Annotated in this window: 20 protein-coding genes; 4 read left to right on the forward strand and 16 right to left on the reverse strand. The window is 59.4% G+C overall.

The genetic code is table 11. The features are described 5' to 3' along the window. Position 1: 1 nt before the first annotated feature. From P5689_RS00435 to P5689_RS00470, 8 genes are all read right to left on the reverse strand, one after another. Positions 2–1,609, reverse strand: a complete 1,608-nt coding sequence (locus tag P5689_RS00435; RefSeq protein ID WP_081866859.1) for an NAD(P)/FAD-dependent oxidoreductase — start codon at positions 1,607–1,609, stop codon at positions 2–4. 190 nt (positions 1,610–1,799) lie between these two features. Then, entirely contained in the window at positions 1,800–3,197 is a 1,398-nt protein-coding gene (locus tag P5689_RS00440) for an aldehyde dehydrogenase family protein (protein ID WP_285531652.1), read from the reverse strand. 531 nt (positions 3,198–3,728) lie between these two features. Beyond that, entirely contained in the window at positions 3,729–4,901 is a 1,173-nt protein-coding gene (locus P5689_RS00445; protein ID WP_285531654.1) for an iron-containing alcohol dehydrogenase, read from the reverse strand. 474 nt (positions 4,902–5,375) lie between these two features. Further along, positions 5,376–6,398, reverse strand: a complete 1,023-nt coding sequence (locus P5689_RS00450; RefSeq protein WP_122039639.1) for an isocitrate/isopropylmalate dehydrogenase family protein — start codon at positions 6,396–6,398, stop codon at positions 5,376–5,378. A gap of 16 nt (positions 6,399–6,414) precedes the next feature. Beyond that, complete coding sequence (locus tag P5689_RS00455) at positions 6,415–8,184, reverse strand: aminopeptidase P family protein (RefSeq protein WP_285531655.1); 1,770 nt, start codon at positions 8,182–8,184, stop codon at positions 6,415–6,417. A gap of 70 nt (positions 8,185–8,254) precedes the next feature. Then, positions 8,255–8,821 carry an N-acetyltransferase family protein gene (locus P5689_RS00460; RefSeq protein ID WP_285531657.1) on the reverse strand — a complete coding sequence of 189 codons (567 nt, stop codon included), beginning with the start codon at positions 8,819–8,821 and terminating at the stop codon, positions 8,255–8,257. Then, positions 8,814–9,710, reverse strand: coding sequence for a 50S ribosomal protein L11 methyltransferase (locus P5689_RS00465; RefSeq protein WP_285531659.1), 897 nt, complete (start codon positions 9,708–9,710; stop codon positions 8,814–8,816). Before P5689_RS00465 ends, P5689_RS00460 begins: the two co-directional genes overlap by 8 nt. Beyond that, positions 9,707–11,935 (reverse strand): UvrD-helicase domain-containing protein, encoded by a 2,229-nt coding sequence (locus tag P5689_RS00470; protein WP_285531660.1) that lies wholly within the window; start codon positions 11,933–11,935, stop codon positions 9,707–9,709. Before P5689_RS00470 ends, P5689_RS00465 begins: the two co-directional genes overlap by 4 nt. A 27-nt stretch (positions 11,936–11,962) precedes the next feature. On the opposite strand from P5689_RS00470, the gene P5689_RS00475 reads away from it, so the two are divergent. Next, entirely contained in the window at positions 11,963–12,661 is a 699-nt protein-coding gene (locus P5689_RS00475; RefSeq protein ID WP_285531661.1) for a JAB domain-containing protein, read from the forward strand. A 26-nt stretch (positions 12,662–12,687) separates the two neighbouring features. Here P5689_RS00475 and P5689_RS00480 read toward each other — a convergent pair whose 3' ends face one another. Further along, positions 12,688–13,383 (reverse strand): HAD hydrolase-like protein, encoded by a 696-nt coding sequence (locus tag P5689_RS00480; protein WP_285531662.1) that lies wholly within the window; start codon positions 13,381–13,383, stop codon positions 12,688–12,690. Positions 13,384–13,523: 140 nt separating this feature from the next. Between P5689_RS00480 and radC the strand changes: the two genes are divergently transcribed. After that, a complete protein-coding gene (radC, locus tag P5689_RS00485) occupies positions 13,524–14,165 on the forward strand; it encodes a DNA repair protein RadC (RefSeq protein WP_285531810.1) in 642 nt (213 codons plus the stop codon). On the opposite strand, the gene P5689_RS00490 is transcribed toward radC, so the two are convergent. The 6 genes from P5689_RS00490 to rpmE all read right to left on the reverse strand — a co-directional run bounded on the left by P5689_RS00490 (position 14,166) and on the right by rpmE (position 17,836). Beyond that, positions 14,166–15,323, reverse strand: coding sequence for a 5-(carboxyamino)imidazole ribonucleotide synthase (locus P5689_RS00490; RefSeq protein WP_285531663.1), 1,158 nt, complete (start codon positions 15,321–15,323; stop codon positions 14,166–14,168). Further along, positions 15,320–15,847 (reverse strand): 5-(carboxyamino)imidazole ribonucleotide mutase, encoded by a 528-nt coding sequence (purE, locus tag P5689_RS00495; protein WP_023978057.1) that lies wholly within the window; start codon positions 15,845–15,847, stop codon positions 15,320–15,322. Before purE ends, P5689_RS00490 begins: the two co-directional genes overlap by 4 nt. Further along, positions 15,848–16,048 carry a DUF465 domain-containing protein gene (locus P5689_RS00500; protein WP_023978056.1) on the reverse strand — a complete coding sequence of 67 codons (201 nt, stop codon included), beginning with the start codon at positions 16,046–16,048 and terminating at the stop codon, positions 15,848–15,850. Positions 16,049–16,124: 76 nt separating this feature from the next. Next, positions 16,125–16,709 carry a DUF1013 domain-containing protein gene (locus P5689_RS00505; protein ID WP_122039647.1) on the reverse strand — a complete coding sequence of 195 codons (585 nt, stop codon included), beginning with the start codon at positions 16,707–16,709 and terminating at the stop codon, positions 16,125–16,127. A gap of 237 nt (positions 16,710–16,946) precedes the next feature. Continuing rightward, a complete protein-coding gene (locus tag P5689_RS00510; protein ID WP_023978054.1) occupies positions 16,947–17,444 on the reverse strand; it encodes an Hsp20 family protein in 498 nt (165 codons plus the stop codon). Between the two features lie 158 nt (positions 17,445–17,602). Continuing rightward, a complete protein-coding gene (rpmE, locus tag P5689_RS00515) occupies positions 17,603–17,836 on the reverse strand; it encodes a 50S ribosomal protein L31 (RefSeq protein ID WP_023978053.1) in 234 nt (77 codons plus the stop codon). A 250-nt stretch (positions 17,837–18,086) separates the two neighbouring features. On the opposite strand from rpmE, the gene mscL reads away from it, so the two are divergent. After that, positions 18,087–18,545, forward strand: coding sequence for a large-conductance mechanosensitive channel protein MscL (mscL, locus tag P5689_RS00520; protein ID WP_023978052.1), 459 nt, complete (start codon positions 18,087–18,089; stop codon positions 18,543–18,545). 69 nt (positions 18,546–18,614) lie between these two features. Next, the gene (locus tag P5689_RS00525) at positions 18,615–18,986 is read left to right on the forward strand and encodes a hypothetical protein (RefSeq protein ID WP_152530160.1); all 372 of its coding nucleotides are present in this window, start codon (positions 18,615–18,617) and stop codon (positions 18,984–18,986) included. Positions 18,987–19,048: 62 nt separating this feature from the next. Here P5689_RS00525 and secF read toward each other — a convergent pair whose 3' ends face one another. Next, a complete protein-coding gene (gene secF, locus P5689_RS00530) occupies positions 19,049–19,987 on the reverse strand; it encodes a protein translocase subunit SecF (protein ID WP_285531665.1) in 939 nt (312 codons plus the stop codon). Between the last annotated feature and the right edge of the window lie 4 nt (positions 19,988–19,991).

Consider the following 19,991-nt stretch of genomic DNA (forward strand, 5'->3'; position numbering starts at 1 on the left):
CTCAGGCGTGGCCACCGGTACATTCTGGCATCAGGTGCAGACCCGGAGGTGGGGTCTCGATAATCGTCGCTGGCGCCTTGGCCAGATCTTCGATGAGGAGCGTCGCACTGATGCGTGCTCCCTCGAAAATAACAGGCAGGCCACTGCCAGGATGGGTGCCGCCGCCCGCAAGATAAACGCCTTTCACGTCTTCGAAACGGTTATGGGGGCGTCGGTGCAGCATTTGTCCAAGCGAGTGGGCCATGTTGAACACCGCCCCACGATGGACATCGTGTTCCTCCTGCCATTGCAGCGGGGTGATGGTTTTCTCGACCAGGATACGCTCTTCTATATCGCCAAACCCCGCATCACGAAGACGTTGGAAGACGATCGCGCGCGCCTGCGCTGTGTTGGCCTCATCCCACTCGAAGCCATCTTGGCGAAGATTGCCGACCGGCATGAGGACGTAGAGGGCTGAACATCCTTCAGGCGCCTGACCGGGATCTGTCACACACGCGTTCTGGATGTAGAGGGACGCCTTGGACGAGATCTGTTTACCTGCCTCGATCTCGGCAAAATTGTTTTCATAATCGCTGGAAAGAAAAATGGTGTGATGAGCGTGATCGGGCAGGCTGCCCTTGAGGCCCAGATACATCATGAACGTCGAGCAGGAGAATTTCTTGCTGGCGATGTTCTCATCGCTCCATTTCTTGCGTGAATTGCCTGGCAAAAGGGCGGAGATGGTGCGGGCAAAATCGCCGTTGACAACAACCGCATCGACCGGAACGGCACTTCCGTTCGCCACAATCCCGGTCGTCTTGCCCTTGCTGGTCTCGATTGTCTCAACGGCACTATTGAGCTCGATACGGACCCCCATGGTCGTTGCTGCCTGCGCCATGGCGGCCATGACGGCCTCGGTTCCACCTTTGGGGTGATAGATACCGAACTCGTGTTCCATGAAGCTCAGGATGGTAAAGAGCGAGGGACACCGGTAGGGCGACATACCCAGATATTTGCTCTGAAACGAAAAGGCGAGACGCGTGCGCGGGTCGCTGAAGTAGCGTGACAGGTCCTTGTCGATGGAAGAGAACGGCGAGAGAACCGGAAGCGCCTTGAGCATGTCAGGCTTGAACAGGTCAAAGACCGAGTTGAAAGGCCTCTGGAGGGGCGCGATGAAACGCTCGAATTTATTCCTGTTATCGGCGAGGAAGCGTCTCACCTGTCTCGCGTCCTGCGGCGAGATCTTGGCTATTTCCTCTTCAAGACGCTGTGGATCGGTCGTCAGCGAGAGGTTAGGACCATCTTCAAAGCGCAGATCGTAGAGGTGATGGAGCCTCTCGAGCTCGACCATCTCGTCGAACTTGAACCCACATTGCGCGAAAATCTCACGGATAATCTCGGGGTACAGAAAGAAGGTCGGGCCGGTGTCGAAACGGAAGCCCTCGAGCTCGATACATGACGAGCGACCACCGATCCTGCCACCTTTTTCGTAAATCGTGACATTGGCGCCGGCATGGGCGAGCAGCATGGCTGAGGCGAGGCCTCCCGGCCCGGCGCCAATCACCGCGACATTGCGCGAATGAAGCCGGTGGCGAGAATGCTGGGTGCCCGGGGAAGCGGTAGAGACCATGAGGCGCAGGGTCCTGACAGGATAACGGAATGGCAACATTCCGAGGCGTTAACGAAAGATGATGATCCCGAGGCCGCACACCCCGTTATTTCGCTTGGAAGTTGTCCGCCTGCGGCGCGTCGCCCGAGCAGATGCTTCAGGCCTCTTCATCAACGGGCCGTGATCGATCAGGTTTCGTCGTCAACGATCTTTATCTGCCATGCCATTGGCGAAGCCGCGGCAACAGGTGAAAGGCACCCCGTTTGCGTGTCGAAATGCTGACTGGTCGGGTGAGCGCCAGCAAGCCCTCGCGCCCGCGGGTGACACCAAAACCGCTCCTGTGTGCCCCGCCAAACGGCAGCCGGGGATCTGCACTGGGAACGATGATGTCATTGATGGTGATCGTTCCAGCCGGAATGCGCTTCGCGATTGCCAGAGCCTCGCGTTCATTACCGAAAATGCTGGCGCCGAGGGCGTGTGTAGCCGCACCTTCAAGGCAGATCGCTTCCTCAACTGAGTGCGTCGTGATCACTGCAAACCAGGGTGCGAACAGATCGATATCAGCAAGTCTTGCCTGATGGGCGTTCAGGAATATGACCTGTGTCTTGCCACAGACAACAACCTCTCCCCCGGCGGCTTTTGCCGAGCAGATAAGCTGCGCAAGTTTTGATGAAGGATCTGGTGCGGGGCTATCCCCTTCACCGCCGAACACGCGGTACAGTTCACGCTGTAAGGGGCGCTTCTGCACCTCGTTGATGAATATCCTGCGGGGTGCGATGCACGTATGCCCGCCCTTGAGTGTCTGTCCGAAATGCAGCGCTCGTGCCACGAGGGCAAGATCTGCATCGGGCAGGACGAAGACAGGGTCTGCCCCGGATAGCTCCATGATGGTGGGCGTCAGGGTCTCCGCCGCTGCAAGCGCAACCTTGCGGCCTGTTTCAGCTGAGCCAGTGAGGATGATCAGGTCGTAGCCACTCGAGACTGCCTGTTGCCCGCTATCCTCACCGACCAGCTGCACGACCCCTTTCGGCAAACCTGCCTGCTCGAGGAGCGCGACGAACCGGCGCAGGACTGCGGTCCGGCCGGGCGCCGGTTTCAGCGCGACGCTGTTGCCTGCCACCAACGCCTGTAACGTCTGTATGCTTGCGAGCATGAGTGGGTAGTTGCCGGGAGCCAGGATAAGGACCGCCCCCAGTGGCTTGCGCACGACAGACGCCATCACGCCTTGCAGCCAGAGCGGGCGACCCAACCAGCCAAGCCGCGTCTCCTTGAGCATAGATGACGCCTCACGGCAGAGGAAACGCGACGCGGCCATGAGCGGAAGGATCTCGGCTGTCATGACATCGAGCGAGGCATGATCGGCAATCAAACGGATTAGGCTAGGCGCGTTCAGAAGCATCAACCTGTTGAAACGACGTAACACCCTCAATCGCGCGCGCAGGGGTACCGCTGCCCATCGGGGCTGCATCGCCTTGAGGTCCCGGCAAACCTCCTGCGACGACGTTGAGCTCGATTTGTCCTCGCATTCATCGTGCAAGGAGGCGGAGGCCTCGAGACTCTCAGCCGGGCCGTGAGAATTGCGCGTAAAGGAGGTCGTGATGTCGCTCATGAAGGGTTCCGCTCATATCTCGAGTGCTAACCCCTCTTGATCGCCGCAGTTTCCCTGACCCAGCCTGTGTATCTTCACATCGGGGCCTGAGACACATCCCACCACCCTCAACAGGAAAACCATTGAGCGGAGGCAGATTGAAGCATCAGTGATGCTGGCAACCGGAGGCGTCACTCTGATCCTGAGCTGACAGCTGTCATGCGCTCGCATTGCTCGGATCCCGCGTTTGAGGAGAAGTGCCCGCTTGGTGCGCAGCATGGCGGCTGACGCCTTGCCCGGGAGATACATGCTATGCGGAGCATCATGATGCTGGCTAAAAGGCGCATTCAATGCGCGCTGGTAGGAACGGAGATAAGCGCGCCTGCTGGCTCGTCCCGTTGGGAGGGCAAACCCGAGGCCGGCCCCTTGGCCTCTCCGTCCAGGAACCGGAGGCAAAGGGCGACCTGTTCTCATGCCGCGTCAGACTCTCCGGCTCTCTACCTGAACAACCGGAAGATGCCGCCTAGACCAGCATCTTCCGTTTAGGAACTTTCACATCGCGGCTTCAAACACGCCAATGATCTGGGCAAGGGTCGCCTTGCGCGGATTGGTAAGCATGCAGGCATCTTTCTGCGCGTTTTCAGCCATCGTCTTGTGATCTTCCGCCTTGACGCCGAGCGCGGAGAGACCCGACGGGATACCGACCGAGCGGGCCATCTGGGTGATGGCGTCGATTGCAGCCTCAGCCGCCTCATCGCGGCTCATCAGATCGGTCGCTACCCCAAGCAGGCGGGCAACGCGGGCATACCGATCGGCGGCAGCGATGAGGTTGAAGCGACAGACATGAGGCAACAGCACAGCGTTACAGACACCATGCGGCAGGTTGTAAAAACCGCCCAGTTGATGCGCCATGGCATGCACATAACCCAGCGAGGCATTGTTGAATGCCATGCCGGCCAGATACTGCGCGTAACACATGGCAACGCGCGCTTCCATGTTCTCACCATTGCCCACTGCCTTGGGCAGGAATTCGCCAATCAGGCTGATGGCCTTTTCAGCGCAAGCATCGGTGATCGGCGTTGCTGCGGTTGAAACATAGGCCTCGATAGCATGGGTGAGCGCATCCATACCTGTGGCGGCTGTCAGGGCAGGCGGCATGGCTACCATCAGGTTCGGATCGTCAATTGCGATCAGCGGTGTGCAACGCCAATCGACGATCGCCATTTTCACATGGGTCTGGGAATTGGTGATGATGCAGAACCGCGTCATCTCAGACGCTGTGCCGGCCGTGGTGTTGATCGCGATAAGCGGCGTCATCGGGACTCTGGATTTGTCCACGCCTTCGTAGTCGCGAATATTGCCACCGCCCGCTGTGACCAGGCCAATGCCCTTGGCGCAATCATGGGCCGAACCGCCGCCGAGTGAAACGATGAAGTCGCAGCCATTATCCTGATAGATCTTGACGCCGTCATGCACGTTTTTGTCTGTCGGATTGGGCTCTGCACCGTCAAAAATGACAGTCTGCAAACCATCCTCGAGCAGGTAGCCCGAAATGATGTCTGCCACGCCCATTTTCTTCAAGCCAGCATCGGTGACAATCAGGGCCTTTCTGGCACCAAGCGCTTTCGCCCGGTCCCCGGCCTGCTTGGCGCAGCCGGGACCAATGAGGGTCACGCAGGGAATGAAGAAGCTGTCGGTATGATCGGCAAGGGCAATATGCGCCATGTTTCTGATCCTTATGCCAGAGACGTTCGTATTGACTGGATTTCATCCCGCGCAAGCGGTTTTATCCGGCTCTCCTTACGAAACGTTCCAATAGATTTATGGCTTCATCAATATAGAATCAATAAAACTCGATTATGAAGTCAATAAATTACAAATAGTACTAAGCTGGTATAGAATTATCTGTCTGTTATGTTCTGGCCATACCATTGCGTGGTGGCAGACAGGCTGAAGGTCGAACCACAAGGTACGTGAAGCACGGTTAGTTCGGGCAGGGGCGGAAGGCCCTGCGAACAGAGTGGATACGCCTGTAAGCATGAGCAGCCAGCTTGGGCTGGTGCGCCTAGCGCAATCTCAATCAGCTAAGGAGATGCGCTTTTGATTCCACCTATGCGCAGAGGCAGGATGAGGGCATTAGGTGTAGGCACGGCTCAACGCCACGCCCACCCTGATCTGCAAAACAGCAGAAATGACAGCTCAGAGAGCCGCCAGAAGTGCCTTTGTCAGTTCGGCCGTGCCTGTCTCGCCACCCAGATCACGCGTGCGCACGCCATCAATGCGAATAACACGGTCGATAGCCTGATCCACGCGTGTGGAAAGGTCCTGACGACCGACATGAGCAAGCATCATGCTGGCAGCCATAAGCATTGCTAGCGGGTTGGCAACGCCCTTGCCGGCGATATCGGGGGCGGAGCCATGCACCGCCTCGAAGATCGCCGCATCGGGGCCAATATTGGCACCGGGTGCCATGCCCAGACCGCCGACAAGACCAGCAGTGAGATCAGAAAGAATATCGCCAAACAAATTCGTCGTGACGATCACGTCGTACTGCCAAGGATCGGTGACGAGCTGCATGGCGCAGGCATCAACGATGCGCTCCTCAACAGCAACACGACCTTCATATTCCTTGGCGACCTTCCGACCTTCCTCAAGGAAAATCCCACTGAAGATCTTGAGGATATTGGCCTTGTGGACCAGCGTGACCTTTTTGCGGCCATTGGCAACCGCGTAGTCGAAGGCGAAGCGCACAATGCGCGCACATTCTGCGCGCGAGTTGAAACCGGCGCCATAGGCCAGACCCTTCGGGTCGTCACCGACGGGCAGATAATGCTCCATCGCAGCATAGAGCCCCTCAATGTTCTCGCGCACAACCACGAGATCCACCTTGTCGAAGCGTCCGCCCGGAACAACCGTACGTGTCGGGCGCAGGTTGGCATAGAGGCCAAATTCCTGACGCATCGTTACATTGACGGATTTGAAACCCGCACCAACCGGCGTGGTGAGCGGCCCCTTGAGGGCGAGGCCGGTCTTGCGAATGCTGTCGAGGGTTGGCTGTGGCAGCGGGGCGCCGAACTTCTCAATGGCGCCAAGACCGCCGGATTGATGGTCCCATTCGAACGGGGCACCGACCTTGGACAGGATCTCGACAACAGAGGCGGTGATTTCCGGCCCGATACCATCACCTTCGATAAGGGTCGCGGGGATCATGTGATCAGCCATTCTATCTTTCCTTTGTTCAGTTCGTGATTGGCGCGCAGGCGTCAACAAGCCAGCTCCGGTCGTCCTCGTCCAGAAGCGGGCCGATATGGGCGAGCGTATCCTGATGATAGGTATTCAGCCAGCGCAGCTCTTCCGGTTCCAGTAACGATGCCATGATCAGACGCCGATCGAACGGCGCAAAGCCAAGTACCTCGAACTCGAGGAAGGGGGCCTGGCTTGTGACTGATGCAGGCTTGACCAGAAGCAGGTTTTCCAGCCGGATGCCGTAGGAACCGGGCAGGTAATAGCCCGGCTCGTCAGAGACGATCATGCCTTCTTCCAGCGCCACAGGACGGGCAACAGAGCTGATGTTCTGAGGCCCCTCATGCACGGAAAGGTAGCTGCCGATGCCATGCCCTGTACCGTGGTCATAATCGAGCCCGGCCTGCCAGAGCGCATAGCGTGCCAGAGAGTCGAGCCGATGCCCCGTCGTGCCCTGAGGGAAGCGGGCGCGGGCGAGAAGGATGTTACCCTTGAGCACGCGGGTAAAGGCTTCGCACAACGCTGCGGGGGGCGCATCGGGACCATTCCAGATCGTGCGTGTCACGTCTGTGGTGCCGGCATCATACTGGCCCCCGCTATCAATCAGATAGACCTGATTGGGCTGCAGGATCAGATCCTGACCGGGCAGGGCGCGATAATGCGGCAGGGCAGCATTGGGGCCGACAGCCGAAATCGCCGGGAAGCTTTCCCCATGATAGCTCTCTGAAGCACCGCGAAACCCGTTGAGGATTTCGGCGAGCATGGTTTCGCGCAGCCCCGTGCCTTCGCGGGAGACGAAGTGGAGAAAGCGGCAAAGCGCGGCTGAATCGGGCAGATGCACCTTGCGCGCGCCTTCCTGCTCGGTAGCGTTCTTGCAGGCACGGGGCAGGGCACAGAGATCGTTGCCACGCGCCAGCGTTGCTCCTGCGTCAGCCAGTGTCTGGATGAACCAGAGCGATGTCTGGGCCGGGTCAAAGCGGACGACCTGACCGGAGAGCGCCTTCAGACGATCCTGAAGCTCCTCGGGGGGCAGGACAGATACATTGCGGAACGAGATGGCCGCATCCGGGCTGACGCGGCTGATATCGACGAACACTTCCAAGGAGGCATCCTGATGCAGGATACCGAAGGCGAGGATGACCGGCGTATTGGGAACGTCATCTCCGCGGATATTCAACAGCCAGGCGAGCGATGTCGGATCACAGACCAGCATGGCTTCCTGGCCTGCCTTGCGCAGCGCGCCGCCAATCTTGCGGCGTTTGGACAGGCTGCCTTCGCCACTGAAGGCCTCCGGGTGATACTGCACGGCGCTCTCGGGCGCCGCCGGTTGGTCGGCCCAGACAGCATCAACCGGATTACGGTCGAGTGGGACAAAGCTGTAATCGGCTGAGGCCAGGGCATTGAGTTGTGCTTCACCCACCAACCTGGGGTCATACCCGATTTTGAGACCCCGCGCATTGTGGGCGAGCCACTCCGCCGCTGGCTGTTTTGTCAGATGCAGCCGCTCCCATTGCGTCCCATCGACCTGGTCCTGCAACTGGCTGGTATAGCGGCCGTCGGAAAACACTGCTGCGGTCTCGCGCAGGATGATGGCAAGTCCTGCACTGCCGGTAAATCCCGTCAGCCAGGCCAGCCGCTCGGCGCAAGGGGCCACATATTCACCCAGAAATTCGTCCCCACGCGGCAGCAGAAAGCCATCCACCCCGTTTGCATCGAGTTCATGTCGGACAAGTGCCTGACGTTTGTCGAGAGGGATGAGGCTCATGGCGTTTTCTTTCATCTCGGGCCCTGTGAGCAGGGCATTGCGGGACGTTTGTAACGGGGTTCCGGCGTGCTTAGACCGGGTGAGGCGGGACCGTGTCGCTGCCGGGCGACGGCGTGTCCTGCATCGATCCTGAATGCCCATCTTCCTCAAAAAGACGATACATAAAGACCAGATCCAGCCAGCGACCAAACTTGAAACCCATCTGGGGAAGAGGCGTGCTCTCGCTGAACCCTGCTGCGCGATGAAGCGCGATCGAGGCGGTATTGCTGGCAGTAATGGCCCCGATCAGCACATGCATCCCGGCGTGTTCGGCATGGGTGATTATGGCCTCAAGCAGCATGCGACCAATACCCTTGCGCTGCGCTGCACGTGCCACATAGATGGAATGTTCCACCGTGCGGGCATAGCCTTCATAGACGCGAAACGGCCCGTAGGAAGCGAAGCCGAGGATGGTCCCGGCTTCCACAGCCACGATAACCGGAAAGCCGGCAGCCTTGCGATCGGCCATCCAGCCGCGTCGCTCTTCCAGGCTGCGCGGTGACGTTGCCCATATCGCCTCGGAGGTCGCAATCGCATCATTGGTGATGGCGAGAATGGCGGGCAGGTCGCTTTCGGTCGCGTCGCGGAGTTCAGTCACGGCGGCGCAGAACCAGCGTGGACCACTCGCCTTCGTAGTATTGCTTCTCGAGCACAAGTCCCTGGCGCCTGTGCGCGGCCAGCACCATACGGGCCTGGGTTGTCAGCAGGCCAGCAAGAATGACCGTGCCGCCCGGGGCAAGGTGGCTGCCCAGATCACGCGCCATCTTGCAGAGCGGGCGTGCCAGGATATTGGCAAAAACCAGATCGTAAGGGGCCTTGGCACGAACCGCCGGTGTCAGCCAGCCATTGCCCAGGCGGGCATCAATCAGCGGGCCAATGCCATTGAGCTTCGCATTGCTTGCGGCCACCCGGACCGACCAGGGCTCGATATCCACGGCAAGGATACGCTTGTTGAAAAGGCGGGCCGCCGCCATGGCCAGAATGCCCGACCCGCAGCCCATATCGAGGATACGGGCCGGTTTGCGCCAGGCCATGTCCTCCAGCGCCCTCAGGCAGCCACGGGTGGAACCGTGCTCGCCCGAGCCGAAGGCAATCCCGGCATCCAGCGTGATGGTCAGACGGTCACGCTTGTGGCTGGGGGTGAGGTGGGTACCCCGAATGGCGAAGCGCCGTCCGACATCCTGCTGCGGGAAGGCTTCATAGGTGCGGGCAAGCCAGCCCTCTGCCTCAGTGCGTTCGCGCACAAGCTCGGCATCCACGCCGGTTATGAGGCGCGCCAGCGTTAGGGCGCGGGCAAGTTCCTCCTCGGCATGACCTACATCCTTCACGCCCTCGACGCGCCAGATGTTCTGGTCCTCATTGGCCTCGAAAATGCCAACCGTGGTGCAAACGGTCAGAAAAGCCTGCTCGAAAAGCGGCACGGCCTCATCAGCGACGGTGACGGAGATGGTTTCAAGCGCCGAAGCGTGTCGTCTGGATGCGCTCACGAGACCTGTTCCACAAAATGGGCCATGATGCGTTTTTCGCCTGCCTTCTCGAAGTTGATATGCAATCGGTCGGATTCGACACCGAGCACGGTGCCATAGCCGAATTTCTGATGGAACACGCGTGCGCCCGAGGCAATTCCGTGTGAGGCATCGGGGCGCACATCTGTCACGCGGGGGGCAGGTGTGCGGAAACGCCCCTGCGCGCTGCTCAACGGGCCCGTTGCAAAGATGGATGTCTGCGCGGCAGCCTGACGGCGCTCCTGCATGGCCTGTCCACTATGCTCGACCGTTTCCGCAGGGATCTCGTCGATAAAGCGGCTGGGCATGGAATCCTGCCAGTTGGCATAGATGCGTCGACGGGCGGCATGAATAATGATCGCTCGTTTCCTGGCGCGGGTGATCCCGACATAAGCCAGCCTGCGTTCTTCCTCGAGGCTCTTGAGACCGCCTTCATCAAGGCTACGCTGTGAGGGAAACACCCCTTCCTCCCAGCCGGGAAGGAACACTGTGTCGAACTCCAGCCCCTTGGCCCCATGCAGGGTCATGAGGCTGACCGTGTCAGCGCTTGCCTTGTCCTCGGTCTCGGTGACTAGAGCCACATGCTCGAGAAAGCCTTCGAGCGTGCCGAAATCACCAATGGCCCTAAGCAATTCCTTGATATTGTCGAGCCGCCCTGGGGCCTCAGGCGATTTATCGTCGCGCCACATCGGCAGGTAGCCGCTTTCCTCCAGCAACTGCTCCATGGCAACCACATGGCCCTCGCTCTCACGGGTTTCGCGGGCGCGGGCGAAAGCCTCCATGAGGCCTGACAGCGCTTCGCGGCCCTTGCCCTTTACCAGGCCGGTGTCGAGGGCGTGAGCGACGCCAACACTCAGCGGCGCATTCAGGCTGCGCGCCTCATGATGAAGCTTCTGCAACCCGGCGGCACCCACGCCGCGCTTTGGCACATTGATGATCCGCTCAAAGGCGAGATCATCGGCGGGTTGGGCCAGAACACGCATATACGCCATGGCATCGCGTATCTCGGCGCGCTCATAGAAGCGCAATCCACCGACCACGCGATAAGGCAGGCCAAGTGTCAGGAAACGTTCTTCAAAGGGACGCGTCTGGAAGCCCGCTCGCATCAGAATGGCAATCTGGGAAAGGGGGTGCCCCTCACTGCGCAGCCGCTCGATGGCCCCGGCAGCGATGCGGGCTTCCTCGTCGGAATCCCATGCGCTGATGATCTGCAGCTTTTCGCCCTGTGCGTCCTCGCGACCGGGCCGAAGCGTCTTGCCCAGACGGCCTGAATTATGAGCAATCAGCCCTGAAGCCGCGGCAAGGATCTGCGCTGTCGAACGGTAGTTACGCTCGAGGCGAACGATCTTCGCGCCGGGAAAATCCTTCTCGAAGCGCAGGATGTTTTCCACCTCGGCACCACGCCACGAGTAGATCGACTGATCGTCGTCGCCCACGCAGGCGATATTGGCCGGTCCGTGCTCGCGCTTGGCCAGCAGACGCAGCCAGAGATACTGGATCGTATTGGTGTCCTGATACTCATCGACCAGAATATATCGGAACAGCCGGTGATACTGGGCCAGAACGTCTGGCTGTGTGCGCAGGATCTCGAGCGTATGCAGCATGAGATCGCCAAAGTCACAGGCATTCACTGCCTTGAGCCGGTCTTGATAGGCGGCGTAAAGCTTGCGCGCCTGTCCTCCTGCGAAATCCGTGTCTTCGGCGGCCGTCACCTGCTCGGGCGTCAAACCGCGATCTTTCCAGCGCTGGAAAATGCCCAGCAGGGCCTGAGGTGGCCAGCGTTTCGTATCGAGGCGGAACGGCTCCATGATCTGACGCACGAGCCGAAGCTGGTCGTCGGTATCGAGGATTGTGAAGCCAGTGGTCAGCCCGACATATTCTGCGTGACGGCGCAGCATCCGTGCGCACAGGGCATGGAATGTGCCCAGCCACAGCCCTTCCACAGTCTCGCCCAGAAGGGCACCCACACGCTCGCGCATTTCACGCGCAGCCTTGTTGGTAAAGGTGACCGCCAGAATCTGGTAGGGGCGCGCGCGACCATCGAGCAGGATATGCGCAAAGCGTGTCGTCAGAACGCGTGTCTTGCCCGTGCCCGCCCCGGCGAGGATCAAAAGCGGTCCCTCGGTCGTCTCAATAGCCTCCCGTTGCTCGGGATTGAGGCGTTCAAGGTATTCGGGCGAGGGGGATGGAATGAGGGATTGCGTCACCCGACCGATATAGAATGTAATGCCCTTATGGCCAAACGCTCATTTTCGCCTGAAAGCAAGAACCTGCTACGCGGGGTGGGGCCGCAAGGGCATCGCGAGCGCATGCGACACCGCGTGCTGAGCGCAGGGGCTGACACATTGGCCGATTATGAGATTCTGGAGATGCTGCTTTTCAGCAGCATACCGCGACGCGATACCAAACCCTTTGCCAAGGCGCTCCTGCAGCGATTTGGAAGCCTTTCTGCCGTCTTCGCGGCCCCGGCGCAGGATTTGCGGTCGCTGGGTGTGGGTGAGAAGGCATTACTACTTTTGCGTTTTCCTCCGGTTCTCGCCGATCGGCTGGCTCTGGCAGAAGATCGCCTGCGTCCCCGTCTCGGGAACTGGGACCAGCTTTGTACCTATCTTTCCGGGGTGATGGGGAGCGCTGTGCCCGAGCAGTTCCGGCTGCTTTATCTGGATAATCGCAACCGATTGCTGGCCGACGAACCGGTTGATGATTTTTCCACCACTGCGCCCATTTTCCGCAGGGCCCTGGCGCTTCAGGCTGTTTCCTTCATCGGTGTTCAGAAAACACTGACCACGTTTCATGCTGCAACGTCGCCCCTGCGTCACTTTGCCGAGCGCCTTAGTCTGGAGGCTGGCGCGCTTGCTATGATCGTTCATGATGTTGTGGTCGTATCGGAAAGGCGCCCTCCTTTGAGTCTCAGACAAAAAGGATTCTTCTAGGCTATCCTGCGTGCCTCTCCGTATCATCAGAGGCGGGCAAGTGCCGTGAACTGGCTGTGCAGGGCAGGTGCGAGATCTCCGGGGGAAGCGACAAGAAGATCAGCCCCGGCTACCGTCAATTCGGCCTCTCCGCCATAGCCCCAGAGCACGCCGAGAGCGCGCAGGCGATTGGCATGGGCGCCGGAAATATCGAATCTCCGGTCACCAATCATGAGCGTCCGTGTAGCCGACAGCCCCTCCTGCTCCATGATGCGGGCGATCATCTCGGGCTTTTCACCGCCGCTGTCATCATCGGCGGCACCGTGGACATGGTCAAAGCATTCGTCGAGACCATGCTGACGCAATATCTCGCGGGCAAGAGAGGCTGGTTTGGAGGTTGCCGTGAAGATTCTGACCTGCGAGCGCGCAAGTGTGCGCAGCAAATGCGCCATATGCGGGAAGACAGGCGTCTGGAACCTACCCGACTTGTCATAGAGGGCGCGGTACAGCGCCACCGCCTTTTCTACCCTGTTGTCACCATAAACGCGGATGACCTCCTCCATCAGCTCGGCCAGAGGGGGGCCTACAACCCAGGTGAGATCAATCGACAGATCAGGCTCATGGCCGAGCGCCCGCACGACTCCATGAAGCGTGTCGATGATCCCGATGCGAGAGTCTATGATTGTGCCGTCAAGATCAAATAAAACAGAATGATCACTCGTATATTGATCGAACTCTGACATACATCACTCGATTGATCTTGGCGGAGATGCCGTTGAAAGAAGTAATTTGCAAGCATAGCGGCATAGAGGCGAGACCGGATCTGCAGCCATCCGACGCCGCGCAGGCTGTGTTCGGCTTGATGGAACTACCTCACATGGCCATGGCTAGCGGGCAAGGGCCCGTACTATCGGATGAGGCCCTGCTGCGCCTTTTTTGTGAAGGCTCGGGTATTCCCGCCGGTGAACGTACTTCTTTCTGCGAGAACATGTTAATGCGATTTGGTTCACTCGCGGCCATGTTTTCATCGGAGCAGCGCACTCTTTCGGGCATTGTCTCGCTGGATCGCCCACTTATCTGCACGATCGCTCTACTTCATGAGGCTGCCATACGGGTCAGCCGGGCACGTATGGGTGAGGGCGATATCCTTGCCAATCCGAGGTCAATGCTTGACTACCTGAAATCCCGCCTCACCCGCGAGCCGATCGAGCAATTCCGTATCCTGTTCCTTGACGAGCGAAACCGCCTTCTGGCGGATGAGGCGCAGACACGAGGCACCGTAAACCACACACCTGTCTATCCGCGCGAGGTGGCGCGGCGTGCCATGGAAATCGGCGCCAGAAGCATTGTGCTCGTACACAATCATCCGAGTGGTGACCCGACGCCTTCCGATGCCGATATCGTCATGACGCGGGATACACAGAAGGCGGCTGCCCTGATTGATGTGCGCATTGCCGATCACATCATCATCGGCAATGGCAGCTATTCGAGCTTCAGGGAGCTTGGCTTGATGAAGGACCGCTGATCAGATTTCCTGCTCAGACACGGTCTTGATGCCGAGCGCCGCGTCAAGGCGCGCCGCAACACCGAACGGCCCCGGTAGCGCCCCGAGCGGGAAGAGGGCATTCACGTGGCCCATCTTGCGCCCTTCGCGGCACGCGCTCTTACCGTAAAGATGCATGGCCAACCCAGCGTCGGCAAGAACCGCGTCACAAACTGCCATACCTTCCGGACCGATCAGGTTCTTCATGACCGCATCACTATGGCGATAAGGGTTGGGGAGGGGCAGGCCAGCGACTGCGCGGATGTGCATCTCGAACTGATCGATCAGACAGGCATCCATCGTCCAATGGCCCGAATTATGCGGCCGGGGCGCAATTTCGTTGACCAGAAGCTCGCCCTTGGCCGAGACAAACATCTCAACGCCAAGGATACCAACCAGATCGAGCGTCACTGCGATGCGGCGTGCCAGCGCCTCGGCCTGTTCGGCCAGAGCCATGGGAATACGTGCCGGTGCCAGACTGATATCGAGAATACCGTCCTTGTGCTGGTTCTCTGTCACGGCAAAGCACGTGCTGGCACCGCTTGCGTTGCGGGCGACCATCACGCTCAGCTCGCGCTCGAAATCCACAAACCCCTCGGCAATGAGCGGGAAGGGCAGATCGCGATCAAGCGCATCGAGCCCGGCCTGATCAGCGATCCGGAACTGACCCTTGCCATCATAGCCAAACCGCGTGGTCTTAAGCAGGAAAGGGAATCCCAGCGCGGTAACCGCACGCTCAAGTGAGGTCGCGTTCGGGACTGAAATCCAGGGCGCTACCGGGATATCATTGTCGCTCAGGAAGGTCTTCTCGAGAATACGATCCTGGCTGATAGCGAGAACGGATCCTGCCGGATGCACCGGGCAGAGCGAGGAGAGCAGGTCCAGACCAGTTGCAGAGATGTTTTCGAATTCGAAGGTGATGACATCAACGCTCTGAGCAAAGTCCCTTAGAACAGCTTCATCGTCGTAAGCCCCGACGGTCACGCGCTGTGCCGTTTCCTGCGCTGGCGGATCAGCCTCGGCGCTCAGGATATGCACGTGATAGCCCAGACGGGAGGCTGCAACCGCAGACATCCGTCCAAGCTGACCGCCACCGATGATGCCGATTGTCGATCCCGGAGGGAGCGCTGTAACCGTCATGCTTCAGGGGTATCGGCTACAGAGGCTGTCTGCATGGCGCGCCATGTGTCCAGACGTGCCCTGACGCCTTCATCCTGCAGGGACAGGATAGACGCAGCAAGCAACGCTGCATTGATGGCGCCAGCCTTGCCAATGGCGAGCGTACCAACCGGCACGCCGCCCGGCATCTGGACGATCGACAGGAGGGAGTCCATGCCCTTCAGGGCGTGGGATTCGACAGGCACGCCCAGAACCGGAAGTGTGGTCCAGGCCGAAACCATGCCAGGCAGATGGGCTGCACCGCCAGCGCCGGCGATAATGACCTGAAGCCCCCGACCCCGGGCACTTCGGGCATATTCAGCCAGCCTGTCAGGGGTGCGGTGGGCGGAAACAATGCGCGTTTCGAAGCTGATATCGAGCTCTGTCAGCTTCTCGGCGGCAAAATTCATGGTCGACCAGTCCGACTGGCTTCCCATGATGATACCAACGCGAGGCGTCTGGGCCAGATCGGTTGTCTGGCTGTATAGATCGAGGTCTTCGCTCATTCAGGCAATATCATCCGGTATAAGGCGGTTCTCGATAAAGTTGATTTCGTCCTTCAGAAGCAGCTTGCGCTTTTTGAGGCGCTGAAGCTGCAACTGATTGAGCGGATGCTGGACGAGACGATCGATCACCGTATCGAGGTCGCGATGCTCGCTGCGCAGTTCATGCAGACGGCGGAGCATGACTTCATGATCAACGAGCATCAGGTTCTTTCCGCTTTCATTTCAGCCACCACCCGCGAAATCCTACAACAGGGTTAATGGCCGGCGCTATCCCTACTTAGTTCTCTGTGTCGTCAAACTCTGACATTTCTGCGACGACGGGCACAGAATGGCCTTCACGGGCGAGGCGCTCATTGGCGGCCTGCACCGCAGCGTTAAGGTCCGTCTGGCTGCACAGGCCCAGGATCACCGGATCGCGCGGCTTGATATTGGCGCTGTTCCAATGCTGGCGGTCACGCACCTTGGCGATGGTATCCTTGGTCGTGCCCAGCAGCTTGATGATCTGGAGTTCCGAAAGCTGGGGGAACTGGCGCAGCACGAACGCGATGGCATCCGGGCGGTCATTGCGGCGCGCGATCGGGGTGTAGCGTGCGCCCTTGGCGCGACGGGCAACAGGGTTGGCCTTGGCGGAAAGCTTGAGGCGCAGATCCGGGTTGCCTTCGCAACGGGTGATCTGTTCCTGCGTCAGCTGGTTGTTCTTGACTGGGTCATAGCCATTGATGCCCGCAGCAACCTCGCCATCAGCAATGGCCTGCACCTCGAGCGGATGCATACCGCAGAATTCGGCAATCTGCGTGAAGGTGAGGGCGGTTTTGTCGATCAGCCATACTGCGGTGGCTTTCGGCATAAGCGGCAAAGTCATCTCGGTCCATCCTGCGTGAGGAGCATCGCTCCAGCAGGCACCGATTTGAATGTCCTTACCCGGCGTACCGGGGAGATCTGCGCGGCACCTGCTGGATGCATAGCAAAGTCTGCGCTGATATGGTCTGCGAGAGCGGCAGGGGTCAAGCCCCTGCGCGCATTATTGGCAAAAAACCCGGATGCCGCACGACCTTGCCGCTACGTCATCCCTTGAGCAGGGCGACGGGCTGGGCTGGCATCAGGCCGCGTGGCTGACCGGAAGGGGGCCGGAGGCTGCTGTCATTCCGGAGGCTTTGGCGCTGTTTGAGGCTGGCATACCCTGCAAGATCGGAATACGGCGCGGCTTGAGCGCTTCGGGGGTGACTTGACACACGGAAACGGTCAGCAATCCATTCACCAGCTCTGCGCCACTGACCTCGATATGATCGGCGAGCGCAAAGCGCCGTTCGAACGCCCGGGTCGCAATACCACGGTGGAGCAACTCGCCAGCTGTTGTCTTGCGGGGGACATGGCCCTTGATGATCAGCTGGTTCTCGGCGAGGTAAATCTCGACATCTTCAGGACCAAACCCGGCCAGCGCCATGGTGACCTGATAAACATCCTCGGCCGATTTTTCTATGTTGTACGGGGGATAGCTGGCATGGGCCGGCGCATTGGACACGGCATCATCAACCAGACGGGCGAGACGGTCAAAACCGATCGCCGAGCGGAAAAGTGGTGCGAAATCGTAAGACATGAAGAACCTCCTTCAAGGCAGATCCGATACTGCGCCTCCGCATGGGCCGGCACAGAAACATGAAGCATTGTCGCAACCCCGGATGGGCATTGTGACAGGCTTGATGTGGGATCGTTTCCGGGCGGGACAAGGCCCCGCCCGGGAAGGAGCGCCTGATATTACTTCTTGGCGGCGCGAGCGCCGATGCCGGCAAAACGCTTGTTGAACTTGGCCACCTGGCCTCCCGTGTCGAGCATACGCTGCACGCCGGTCCAGGCCGGGTGGGACTTCGGGTCAACGTCGAGACGCAGCGTGTCGCCAGCCTTGCCATAGCAGGACTGTGTCTTGAACTCGCTGCCATCAGTCATGATGATGGTGATCTCGTGATAATCGGGGTGAATGCCGGTCTTCATCTGTGCTGTCCTTGTTGCAATGCTCCGATGCCGACCGGAGCGGATGGCGGGGCTATAACGGAAAGAAACGGTCAGGGAAACGACAAAAACGCAGAAACTTCTGCGCCGCTATTGTTTTTTCTATCCGGCCTCAGGGTTTTATCCCACAATCTGGGGTGCTTGAGCGTTTCAGACGCGGCAGATGCCTGCGTCACGAACCGAGCCTGAACACGCTTCCTACTGTCCCTTACCTGAAGGAAAAAAAGTCACGATGTCTGATCTACGTTCAAAGCTGCACACCCCCGGCTGGATTGCCGAGTTCCAGAAGTTCATCATGCGTGGCAATGTCATCGACATGGCTGTCGGTATCATCGTCGGTGCAGCTTTCACGTCGATTGTCACCAGTCTCGTCAAGGATATTCTTACTCCCGGCATCGGACTGCTCACAGGTGGGATCGATTTCTCGAATATCTTCATCACGCTCAAGGGGCCGGTACTTCCCACCCTCGCCGAGGCCCAAAAGGCCGGGGCTGTCACGGTCAATGTGGGCGTATTCCTCAACGCCGTAATTCAGTTTCTGATCGTGGCCTTCGCCGTATTCTGGCTCATCAAGATTGTCTCCCGTTTCCAGCACAAGCAGGAAGCCGCGCCGGCGGCCCCGCCTGCGCCGACCAAGAGCGAGGTCCTGTTGACAGAAATCCGCGATCTGATCGCGAAGGATCCCAGATAAGCCAGTCTTTATCACCCTGTCTTGACGCGCCCGCTTGGCGGGCGCTGTTTCGTGGCGCATGATCTGTTCATGCGCCATTTTCTTTCATCCGCTATTCTGGTTTCAGCCCTGTCTCTCACCGCTTGTGCCGGGGGCGCAGGCGACCAACTGATGCAGAGCCGCTCACCGAGCGTTCTGCTCACAAGCTATGCTATCGCGAATGGCATGGCGGAGCACGGCATGATCGTGCGCATCATGCAGCACAAGGCGACGAAGACCGATATCGCACGCCTGATCGCGATCGATCACAACACGTGGCAATTGATACGGCAGGCTGCGTTCTCGCCCACGGACGCCAATTTCAGACTCGCTGACGGTGGAATTATGCAGATTCTGGATTATGCCACCCCGGTGCCCCAGCCAGCCGCTGATGGTACAAAACCAGGGCTGGCGGCACCCTGACCTGATTCAGGCATCGGTCACGGGGCTAGGGGAGGCAAGCAAACCTCCCCGGAATTTTGGCCTCAGGAAGCCTTGCTGCGACGCAGGCGCTTCTCGCCCATAAGCAGAAGCAGCGGTGCCGCAATGAAGATCGACGACGATGTGCCGACCACGATGCCGAAGAGCATGACGGTGGCAAAGCCTGAGAGGCTATGGCCCCCGAAGATAGCCAGCGGCAACGCTGCGAGGAACACCGTCATGGACGTGCCGAGCGTCCGGTTGAGCGTCTCGTTGATGGAGAGATCGAGCAACTCACGCAAAGGCATAGTGCGATACTTGCGCAGGTTCTCACGCACGCGGTCATAGACCACCACCTTGTCATTGGTGGAATAGCCCAAAATCGTCAGGATGGCGGCCACCATCACCAGATCGAACTGGAAGCGTGTGATAGCAAGGAACCCGACCGTCTTGGTGAGGTCGAGCACCAGCGTGATCACGGCGCTGATTGCGAACTCCCATTCGAACCGGATCCAGATATAGACCAGGATCATGGCAAGGCTGAGCCCAAGGGCAAGAAGCCCGTTGCGAAACAGCTCGCTAGAGACCGAGGCGCCAACGGCGTCAGCACGCAGGACCTGCGTACCGGGCTGAGCCTCGACAACCGCGTGGCGCACGGTATCGACCAGCTTTTGCGTATCGGCTTCCTGCGTCGGGCCTGCAGGCGGTGTGTCGAGCTGGATCAGCACATCGTTTTCAGCTCCGAAGCGCTGTAGCCCTGCCGCGGAAATATTATGGACGGCAAGCGCATGACGGAGCTTGTCGAAATCTGCCGGTCCCTGGGTCTGGGCCTCCACAACGATACCGCCATGGAAATCGAGACCGAGCTTGAGGCCAGGCACGAAGAACAGAACAACCGAGAGAGCCGACAGGATGGCCGAGGTGGCGAGGCCCGCAAAGCGGCCCCGCATGAACGGAATATGCTTGTCTTCACGGACGAAGCGGAAAAGAGGACGTGAGAGCATCGCT

The organism is Asaia sp. HumB (assembly GCF_030263835.1).
GTDB classification, from domain to species: domain Bacteria; phylum Pseudomonadota; class Alphaproteobacteria; order Acetobacterales; family Acetobacteraceae; genus Asaia; species Asaia bogorensis.

Bases quoted from the DNA above. Each gene is read 5' to 3' on its own strand.
- P5689_RS00435 (WP_081866859.1), bottom strand. From the start codon at position 1,609: ATGGTCTCTACCGCTTCCCCGGGCACCCAGCATTCTCGCCACCGGCTT.
- P5689_RS00440 (WP_285531652.1), bottom strand. From the start codon at position 3,197: ATGAGCGACATCACGACCTCCTTTACGCGCAATTCTCACGGCCCGGCT.
- P5689_RS00445 (WP_285531654.1), bottom strand. From the start codon at position 4,901: ATGGCGCATATTGCCCTTGCCGATCATACCGACAGCTTCTTCATTCCC.
- P5689_RS00450 (WP_122039639.1), bottom strand. From the start codon at position 6,398: ATGGCTGATCACATGATCCCCGCGACCCTTATCGAAGGTGATGGTATC.
- P5689_RS00455 (WP_285531655.1), bottom strand. From the start codon at position 8,184: ATGAGCCTCATCCCTCTCGACAAACGTCAGGCACTTGTCCGACATGAA.
- P5689_RS00475 (WP_285531661.1), top strand. From the start codon at position 11,963: ATGGCCAAACGCTCATTTTCGCCTGAAAGCAAGAACCTGCTACGCGGG.
- P5689_RS00480 (WP_285531662.1), bottom strand. From the start codon at position 13,383: ATGTCAGAGTTCGATCAATATACGAGTGATCATTCTGTTTTATTTGAT.
- radC (WP_285531810.1), top strand. From the start codon at position 13,524: ATGGCTAGCGGGCAAGGGCCCGTACTATCGGATGAGGCCCTGCTGCGC.
- P5689_RS00490 (WP_285531663.1), bottom strand. From the start codon at position 15,323: ATGACGGTTACAGCGCTCCCTCCGGGATCGACAATCGGCATCATCGGT.
- purE (WP_023978057.1), bottom strand. From the start codon at position 15,847: ATGAGCGAAGACCTCGATCTATACAGCCAGACAACCGATCTGGCCCAG.
- P5689_RS00500 (WP_023978056.1), bottom strand. From the start codon at position 16,048: ATGCTCGTTGATCATGAAGTCATGCTCCGCCGTCTGCATGAACTGCGC.
- P5689_RS00505 (WP_122039647.1), bottom strand. From the start codon at position 16,709: ATGACTTTGCCGCTTATGCCGAAAGCCACCGCAGTATGGCTGATCGAC.
- P5689_RS00510 (WP_023978054.1), bottom strand. From the start codon at position 17,444: ATGTCTTACGATTTCGCACCACTTTTCCGCTCGGCGATCGGTTTTGAC.
- rpmE (WP_023978053.1), bottom strand. From the start codon at position 17,836: ATGAAGACCGGCATTCACCCCGATTATCACGAGATCACCATCATCATG.
- mscL (WP_023978052.1), top strand. From the start codon at position 18,087: ATGTCTGATCTACGTTCAAAGCTGCACACCCCCGGCTGGATTGCCGAG.
- P5689_RS00525 (WP_152530160.1), top strand. From the start codon at position 18,615: ATGCGCCATTTTCTTTCATCCGCTATTCTGGTTTCAGCCCTGTCTCTC.
- secF (WP_285531665.1), bottom strand. From the start codon at position 19,987: ATGCTCTCACGTCCTCTTTTCCGCTTCGTCCGTGAAGACAAGCATATT.